Raw genomic sequence first — 1,140 nt, 5'->3', positions numbered from 1 at the left:
GCTGGCCGAACGCAGGCATTGCGCAGTGGGCATCCCGGCATGGATGCCGGGATAGCCGCGCTGGGCCATGGATGGCCCTTCGCGGCGGGCCCACGGAGCAATGCCGGAGTGAGGGCACACCGAGCCCAAGCGAGGTGCCAAGTGGTGGGGCAAAAGCGTTTTGCTTACTTTTACGCTTCATAAAAGTGAGTCGCTGTAAGAGCGAAACCGCCAGCGGTCATCACCGCAGCAATGGATATATACCCAGAACAAGCGCCCCCACCATTCGCTCATTTTTTGCCGTTCGATAATCGCCCAAAACCCGCAAACGGCAATTGAACCGATCCCGACCCGCGCTTCACCATCGCTCGCACAAAACCAATAACAACAGGTTCGACGCCATGCCCAGACGCCCCGCCTCGCCCGGCTGATCCCCGATCGCCCAAACGACCCTGGCTACACCCGACCGCTTGCACCTCAAAAGTGCGGCAACGACTCGCTTCGTCCACAAAAAAACAAGAGACAACGCCCATGAAGCCCACACAATATTTGCTCCCCAGCCTCATCGCCGTCGCCCTGTCAGGCGTTGCCCTGCCGGTATTGTCGGCGGAATCAGGGTTCGTCGAAGATGCGAAAGCCACCCTGAACCTGCGCAACTTCTACCTCAACCGCAACTTCACCAACCCGAACAATGCCCAGGGCAAAGCCGAAGAGTGGACCCAGAGTTTCATCCTCGACGCCAAGTCCGGTTTCACCCAAGGCACGGTCGGTTTCGGCGTGGACGTGCTCGGCCTGTACTCGGTCAAACTCGACGGCGGTCGTGGCACGGCCGGCACACAATTGCTGCCGGTGCACGACGACGGTCGCCCAGCCGATGACTTCGGCCGCTTGGGCGTCGCGCTCAAGGCCAAGGTCTCGAAAACCGAGTTGAAAGTCGGCGAATGGATGCCGGTGCTGCCGATCCTGCGTTCCGACGACGGTCGTTCCCTGCCCCAGACCTTCCGTGGCGGCCAGGTGACTTCGACCGAAATCAGCGGCCTGACCCTTTATGGCGGTCAGTTCCGCGCCAACAGCCCGCGCAACGACGCGAGCATGGAAGACATGTCGATGAACGGCCGCGGCGCGTTCACCTCCGACCGCTTCAACTTCGGCGGCGGCGAA

Annotated in this window: 1 protein-coding gene; it reads left to right on the top strand. The window is 61.3% G+C overall.

The annotated features are described in order from the left end of the window. Positions 1-510 precede the first annotated feature (510 nt). Positions 511-1,140: OprD family outer membrane porin (locus HU762_RS26500; RefSeq protein WP_186641869.1), on the top strand; the 630-nt coding region annotated here is incomplete at its 3' end.

Source organism: Pseudomonas sp. SWRI92 (genome assembly GCF_014268685.1).
Taxonomy (GTDB): Bacteria; Pseudomonadota; Gammaproteobacteria; order Pseudomonadales; family Pseudomonadaceae; genus Aquipseudomonas; species Aquipseudomonas marvdashtae.
This window is presented reverse-complemented; position numbering and strand designations above follow the sequence as displayed.